The organism is Streptomyces sp. NPDC059037 (assembly GCF_042740015.1).
Lineage (GTDB): Bacteria > Actinomycetota > Actinomycetes > Streptomycetales > Streptomycetaceae > Streptomyces.
Genome location: NZ_JBHYIG010000415.1, coordinates 1 through 5,903 on the forward strand (window position 1 = coordinate 1; position 5,903 = coordinate 5,903).

The 5,903-nt window shown below is 69.8% G+C and carries 7 protein-coding genes and 1 pseudogene; all 8 read right to left on the bottom strand.

The features are described from left to right. Positions 1–93: 93 nt before the first annotated feature. Positions 94–1,074 (bottom strand): annotated as a pseudogene (locus tag ACFWY6_RS43485) (YifB family Mg chelatase-like AAA ATPase); the annotation flags it as partial. Continuing rightward, complete coding sequence (locus ACFWY6_RS43490) at positions 1,074–1,451, bottom strand: YraN family protein (RefSeq protein ID WP_266871124.1); 378 nt, start codon at positions 1,449–1,451, stop codon at positions 1,074–1,076. The gene ACFWY6_RS43490 and the pseudogene ACFWY6_RS43485, both read right to left, overlap by 1 nt. A 106-nt stretch (positions 1,452–1,557) precedes the next feature. Further along, positions 1,558–1,866, bottom strand: a complete 309-nt coding sequence (locus ACFWY6_RS43495) for a DUF2469 domain-containing protein (protein ID WP_003965949.1) — start codon at positions 1,864–1,866, stop codon at positions 1,558–1,560. 55 nt (positions 1,867–1,921) lie between these two features. Then, positions 1,922–2,425, bottom strand: a complete 504-nt coding sequence (locus tag ACFWY6_RS43500) for an NUDIX hydrolase (protein WP_360773378.1) — start codon at positions 2,423–2,425, stop codon at positions 1,922–1,924. Next, positions 2,415–3,182 carry a signal peptidase I gene (gene lepB, locus ACFWY6_RS43505; RefSeq protein ID WP_384702874.1) on the bottom strand — a complete coding sequence of 256 codons (768 nt, stop codon included), beginning with the start codon at positions 3,180–3,182 and terminating at the stop codon, positions 2,415–2,417. The genes ACFWY6_RS43500 and lepB (ACFWY6_RS43505) overlap by 11 nt, the downstream gene beginning before the upstream one ends. Positions 3,183–3,262: 80 nt before the next feature. After that, complete coding sequence (gene lepB, locus ACFWY6_RS43510; protein ID WP_384702877.1) at positions 3,263–4,234, bottom strand: signal peptidase I; 972 nt, start codon at positions 4,232–4,234, stop codon at positions 3,263–3,265. Then, the gene (gene lepB / locus ACFWY6_RS43515; protein ID WP_384702880.1) at positions 4,119–5,207 is read right to left on the bottom strand and encodes a signal peptidase I; all 1,089 of its coding nucleotides are present in this window, start codon (positions 5,205–5,207) and stop codon (positions 4,119–4,121) included. Before lepB (ACFWY6_RS43515) ends, lepB (ACFWY6_RS43510) begins: the two co-directional genes overlap by 116 nt. Next, on the bottom strand, positions 5,200–5,868 hold the full coding sequence (lepB, locus tag ACFWY6_RS43520; RefSeq protein WP_384702883.1) for a signal peptidase I: 669 nt from the start codon (positions 5,866–5,868) through the stop codon (positions 5,200–5,202). The genes lepB (ACFWY6_RS43515) and lepB (ACFWY6_RS43520) overlap by 8 nt, the downstream gene beginning before the upstream one ends. Positions 5,869–5,903: the final 35 nt, after the last annotated feature.

A 5,903-nucleotide genomic window follows, 5' to 3' on the forward strand; every position in this document is an offset into this window, starting at 1 on the left:
TGGAGACAACCGATGCAGTCGGTTAAGCAGAACGGCATGGCCTCAGAAAGAGCCCTAACGGATTACCCGGTCACTCAAGACGCGGTTGGAAAAGTCGAGGAAGAGCACGCCACGGTGAGCCAATGAGACCGCCCCCGGCCGTGCCAGCCCCTTGCCGCCGCCCACGAGGGACTGCATCGTCGCGGAGTGGTGCGGCGCGCAGTACGGCGCGACGTCCACCAGCGGCTTGCCCGGTGGCAACATGCCCGCCACCGAGTGGACGGCGGTCACCTCCAAGGACTCCTCGCGGGTGAGCCGGGGCAGGATCGCCGGCAGCCGCTCGGCGAGCATCGTCTTTCCGGCGCCCGGCGGCCCCTGCAGAAAGAGGTGGTGCGCCCCCGCGGCGGCCACCTCCACGGCGGTCCGTGCCGACACCTGCCCGACCACTTCCGCCAGGTCCAGCGCATGAGCGTCGTCAAAGCCGCCGCTGAGCCCCGTCCCGACCCCCGTTCCGGGGACGCAGAGCCCGGCGAGCAGCGGGTCGGGGCGCCCCGGCTCGTCCGGCTCCTCCACCGGCACCGGCTCATCGGTGAGCACCGCGATCAGCTGCCGCAGGCTGCGCACCCCGAGCACCGAGATGCCCGGCACCAGGGCCGCCTCGGCCGCCGTGCAGTCCGGGACGACGACCTGCTCATAGCCCGCGTCGGCCGCCGCGAGGACCGCCGGCAGCACCCCGCGGACCGGCCGCACCCGCCCGTCGAGCCCCAGCTCGCCGATCATCACGATGTCGGCGAGCACCCGGGGATCGATCCGCTCCGCGGCCCCGAGCACCGCGCAGGCCACAGCCAAGTCGAATCCGCTGCCGCCCTTCGGCACCGAAGCCGGGCTGAGCCCCACCGTGAGCTTCTTCTGCGGCCACTCACCCCCAGAATTGACCACGGCGGCCCTGACCCGGTCCTTGCTCTCCGTCAGGCTCTTGTCGGGGAGCCCGACCAGCGTGAACGCCGCGACGCCCGGCTCCAGATCGGCCTGGACCTCGACGACGACGCCGTCGACACCCACCAGCGCCACGGAACACGTGCGCGCGAACCCCATCAGGCCACCCCCCGCGCGTGCTCCACGACGGGGGCGCCACGCCGTGGGATCAGCACGCCGACGAGGTCGATCCGGACTCCGCCCGGCGGTGGGCCGCCGCGCTCCTCGATCCAGCGCTCGGCCAGGCGCCGCAGCCGCTCCGCCTTGGCGCGGCCCACGGCTTCCATCGGATGCTGATAGATCGCAGAGCCCGTCAGGCCCGCCCTGCGCGTCTTGACCTCGCAGACGACGAGCGCTTCGCCGTCCATGGCCACGATGTCGATCTCACCGGTCCTGCCGCCGCGCCAGTTGCGCGCCAGAACCGTCATTCCGGCTTCACCGAGCCGCCGCGCGGCCAGTTCTTCGCCGTACCGCCCGAGTGCCCCCCGTGCGTTCATGTCGGCACCACCTCCGACACCCACATTGAGGCCCGGTCCCGAGCCTTGTGGATCTTGGTGGACGACTCACGCGTTGTGGATAACCCGCTCACCCGATGCGGTGAACTCAGCCTCCCGGCAGCTCGAGATCGCTTTTGTTGAGCTCCTCGATGTTCACGTCCTTGAACGTGAGCACCCGCACCTGCTTCACAAAACGTGCGGGCCTGTACATGTCCCACACCCAGGCATCCGCCATGGATACCTCAAAGAAAACCTCACCCTGGACCGAGTGCACCTGCATCTCGTAGTCATTGGTGAGGTAGAAGCGCCGTTCGGTCTCGATCACATATTTGAACAGACCGACGACATCGCGGTACTCCCGGTAGAGCTTCAGCTCCATCTCGGTCTCGTACTTCTCGAGGTCCTCGGCGCTCATGGCATGTTCCCCTTCAGCCTTGCGTCCCCCTATTGTGCGTCAGCCCCGTGAGCCCCTACACGATTTCCGTGTCGAGGATCTCGGGCCTGCCCGGAGGACCCTCGTCGAGCAGCCTGCGAAGCAACTCGGCGAGCCTGGTCGGATACACCGTCTCATGTGCCTCGGTCAGTTCCTGGCACGTCCACCAACGCGCTCCGGCCACACTCCGCTGTTCAAGCTCCGTCAGCCCCGTGGCCCTGGTCGCCGTCTGTGACGTACGAGCCAGGAAGTACCGCTCGTCCTGGTCCCAGCGCCGTCCGGCGAAGGGGAAGGAGCAGATCCGCTGCCACAGGGCGGGGCCGAGCTCGACCTCGGTGATGCCCGTCTCTTCCATCAGTTCACGCAGCGCGGCCTGTTCATGCGTCTCGTCGCCCTCCAGACCACCGCCGGGCGTGAACCACCAGTCGTCCGCCGGATTCCCCGGCTCGTACCCGTGCAGCAGCAGGATCCGGTCCTGCGGGTCGAGGAGGACGACCCGGGCGACCTTGCGCAGCGGCCGCGCCGTCCGCTCAGCCGACATGGGCTGCCTCTCCCGAACGGCCACGGCTGCGCGCCCGCTCACGCCCGCGGCCAAGACGCTTGGCCACCGGACCGTAGGCGGCGCCGCCCAGGACGAGGACCGCGCCGGACACCACGGCGGCCACCATCAGCCGCAGCGGGCCCGGATCGGAGATGCCGCCCGACATGTCCGCGAAGCCGTCGGGGCGCTCCAGCATCCCGAACTTGCCCATCGGCCAGGCCACCGCGTCGACCCGCCCCTCCACCGCGCCGCGCGGCACGGAGCCGTGCTCGCCGTCGCCCAGGTGCACGCTGGAGTCCAGGGAGCCGCTGCGCTCGTCGCCGAGCAGGAAGAGCCGGCCCTTGGGCACGGTCGTGGCGGGGATCCCCGTGGCCGCGGCCCCCGCGCCATCGGGGAGATACGGTTCTGCGACCTGCTTGCCGTTGACCATCAGCTTGCCGTCCGTGCAGCAGGAGATCCGGTCGCCGCCGACGCCGACCACCCGCTTGACCATCGGCAGGTCGCCCCAGCTCGCCTGCCGGAAGACGACGACGTCACCGCGGCGCACCTCGCTCCCGTCGATCCGCTGGGCGAGGACCCGGTCCCCCGCGCCGATCGTCGGCGTCATCGACCCGGTGGGCACGGTGTAGGGCTGGTACACGACGGCGCCCCACACGAAGCCGCCGAGGAAGAGCACACAGCCGAGGGCCACGGCCAGCCCCGACAGCACGCTGCCGAGCCGCCCGCGGCCCTCGTCCGTACGTTGTGTCCTGCTCATCCCAGTGCTCCCCCATGTCGGAGACGACCTCGTGCCCCAACGAACAGGGGTACGGAAGATCAGCGATCTGGGACGGCACCCTACCCGGCGGTACCTCCGCCAGAAACCCTCGCGCTCCCGGCCGCTGCCGCCGTGAGACGGCGCCTGCGCCACAGCACGACCGGCACGGCACCCGCGAGCCCGAGGGCACCCGGTGCGGCGCTCAGCGCGGCGCTGATGCCCGGCTGGTCGAAGGTGTCCGGCTTGGGCAGCGTCGCCCAGCGGGTGGGCGGCCAGGCGATCACGATGGCACGGCCCACGACGTTGTCCACGGGGACGGCGCCGCCGCCCGGCTGGTTCTGGTGGTAGCGGGAGTCCAGCGAGTTCTGCCGGTGGTCGCCCATGACCCAGATCTTGCCCGCGGGCACGGTGACCTTGAACTGGCCACCCTGGTCGTCGACGCTGCACGGGGTGTTGCCCTCGAAGACGTACGGCTCGTTCAGCGCCTTGCCGTTGACCTTCACCGGTCCGCTGCCCTTGCACTCCACGGTGTCGCCGCCGACCGCGATGACCCGCTTGATCAGGTCCTTCTCGTCGGCGGACGGCATCAGGCCGACCCAGCCGAGGACCCGCTGGATCGCGTTCGGGTCGGGGGTCGGTTCGCCGTCCAGCCAGTGACCGGGGTCCCTGAAGACGACGACCTCGCCGCGCTCGGGCTCCGAGCCGAACCACGGTGTCAGCTTGTCGACCAGGACCCGGTCACCCTGCTGCAGGGTGTTCTGCATCGAGTCCGACGGAATCGAGAACGCCTGCACCAGGAAGGTCTTGATCACCAGCGCCAGGATCAGCGCGATGCCGATGAGGAGCGGCAGCTCCTTCCAGAAGGAGCGGGGCTTCTTCGCCCCCTTGGGCGGCTTCCCGTCCAGATCACTCGGTGCGGGCTTGTCGCCCGCGGTGTCACTTCCGGGGGTCACGCCGTCCGGTGCGGCCTCGACCTCCGGCTCGTCTGATCGCCCCGGCTGCTCCTCGGGCCCACCGTGTCCGGACCGTGCGCCGACCGCCACATCCCCCACATCCACTCCTCAGTCCGTGCCGCTGCCTGCCCCATATGCGATGCAGGCCCACCACTCCCATAACGAGCGGGAGTTCCGCAGGGGTCGGGAGTCCGGTCAATCCGTATCGATCGCCGGGAACCACCCTATGCGACGGTCCGAGGGCCACGTCCGATCCCGCTGGCGCGTCGGGCACCGACGCATACGTATCCGGCTCCTCCAGCTTGCGCCAGTGGTCGAAGGGCCAGGCGATGACGAGTGCGCGCCCGACCACGCTCTCTTCGGAGACGGTGCCGCTGAACTTCTCGGTGCGGTGGAAGCGGGAGTCGGCCGAGTCGGAGCGGTGGTCACCCATCACGAAGAGGCGCCCCTCTGGGACCTTCACCTTGAACTCGAAGGACGACGGCTCGTCCTTGTCCTCGGGGTGGATGTACGGCTCGGTGAGCGGCACACCGTTGACGGTGACCTTGCCGTCCTTGTCGCAGCACTTCACGGTGTCGCCGCCGACGCCGACCACGCGCTTGATCAGGTCCCGTTCGTTGTCGGAGGGCAGCAGACCGATGAAGGTCAGGCCCTCCTTGATCTGCTTGACCCCTACGGGGTCGTCCTTCTTCTTGCCCTTCTCGTCCTCGAGCCAGTTGCCGGGGTCCTCGAAGACGACCACGTCGCCGCGCTCCGGCTTGGCGCCGAACCACGGGGTGAGCTTGTCGACGAGTACGCGGTCGCCGATCTTGATCGTCTGCTCCATCGAGCCCGACGGGATCACGAAGGCCTGCACCAGGAAGGTCTTCAGGACCAGGGCTATGAGGAGCGCGACGCCTATGAGGAGGGGTATCTCCTTGATCGCCGAGCGCTGCCTGCGCCGCTTGACCTTCTTGGCTAGCTTGCGCCGCTCGGCCCTTCCGGGCAGTACGGGGCCGCTGGTGGGCCGGGATCCGGTGGGCAGCCGGGTGTCGGCGCGATGGCTGGCGCGTGTGCGTCCGCGGTTACCCATGCGCGCCGCCTGGTGCCGGCACGCGCGCGTAGCCGCCGGGACGCTCCAGGGAGGTCCAGCGTCCGATGGGCCAGGCGATCCAGTCCGCTCTGCCGATGACGGAGTCGACGGGGATCATTCCGCCGCCCGGCTGCCCCAAGTGGTCGCGGGAGTCACGGGAGTCGCTGCGGTGGTCCCCGAGGAGGAACAGGCTGCCTTCGGGTACGACGACGTCGAAGGGCACCTTGGAGGGGGCGTCCCCCGGGTACAGGTAGGGCTCGTCGACGGGTTCGCCGTTCACCTTGATCCTCCCCCGCTTGTCGCAGCAGACCACGCGGTCTCCCCCCACTCCTGCGACCCGCTTGATGTAGTCGGCATCTCCGAAGTAGCCGCTGCCGTCGAAGACGACAGCGTCACCCCGCTGCGGCTCGGAACCGAAACGGTACGCCAACTTGTTGACGAGTACCCGGTCTCCGACCCGGAACGCGGGCTCCATCGAGCGGCTGGGGATCTGGAACGGCTGCACCACAAAGGTGCTGACAAGCAGCAGGAACACCGCGCAGATCAGCAGGGTGAGGGTGGCTCTACCACCGGGCAGCCATGCGACGAACGACATAAAAGCGGAGCGGGGCCCGGACACCCCCCCCCCCGCCGCCCCCCCCGGGCCCGGGGGGCGGGGTATGGGGGGGGGGGGGGGTCGGTGGGGGAGCCGCTGGG

What these genes read in the sequence shown, in the direction of transcription:
- lepB (WP_384702874.1), bottom strand. Translation starts at nt 3,182, where the DNA reads ATGAGCAGGACACAACGTACGGACGAGGGCCGCGGGCGGCTCGGCAGC.
- ACFWY6_RS43495 (WP_003965949.1), bottom strand. Translation starts at nt 1,866, where the DNA reads ATGAGCGCCGAGGACCTCGAGAAGTACGAGACCGAGATGGAGCTGAAG.
- ACFWY6_RS43500 (WP_360773378.1), bottom strand. Translation starts at nt 2,425, where the DNA reads ATGTCGGCTGAGCGGACGGCGCGGCCGCTGCGCAAGGTCGCCCGGGTC.
- lepB (WP_384702880.1), bottom strand. Translation starts at nt 5,207, where the DNA reads ATGGGTAACCGCGGACGCACACGCGCCAGCCATCGCGCCGACACCCGG.
- ACFWY6_RS43490 (WP_266871124.1), bottom strand. Translation starts at nt 1,451, where the DNA reads ATGAACGCACGGGGGGCACTCGGGCGGTACGGCGAAGAACTGGCCGCG.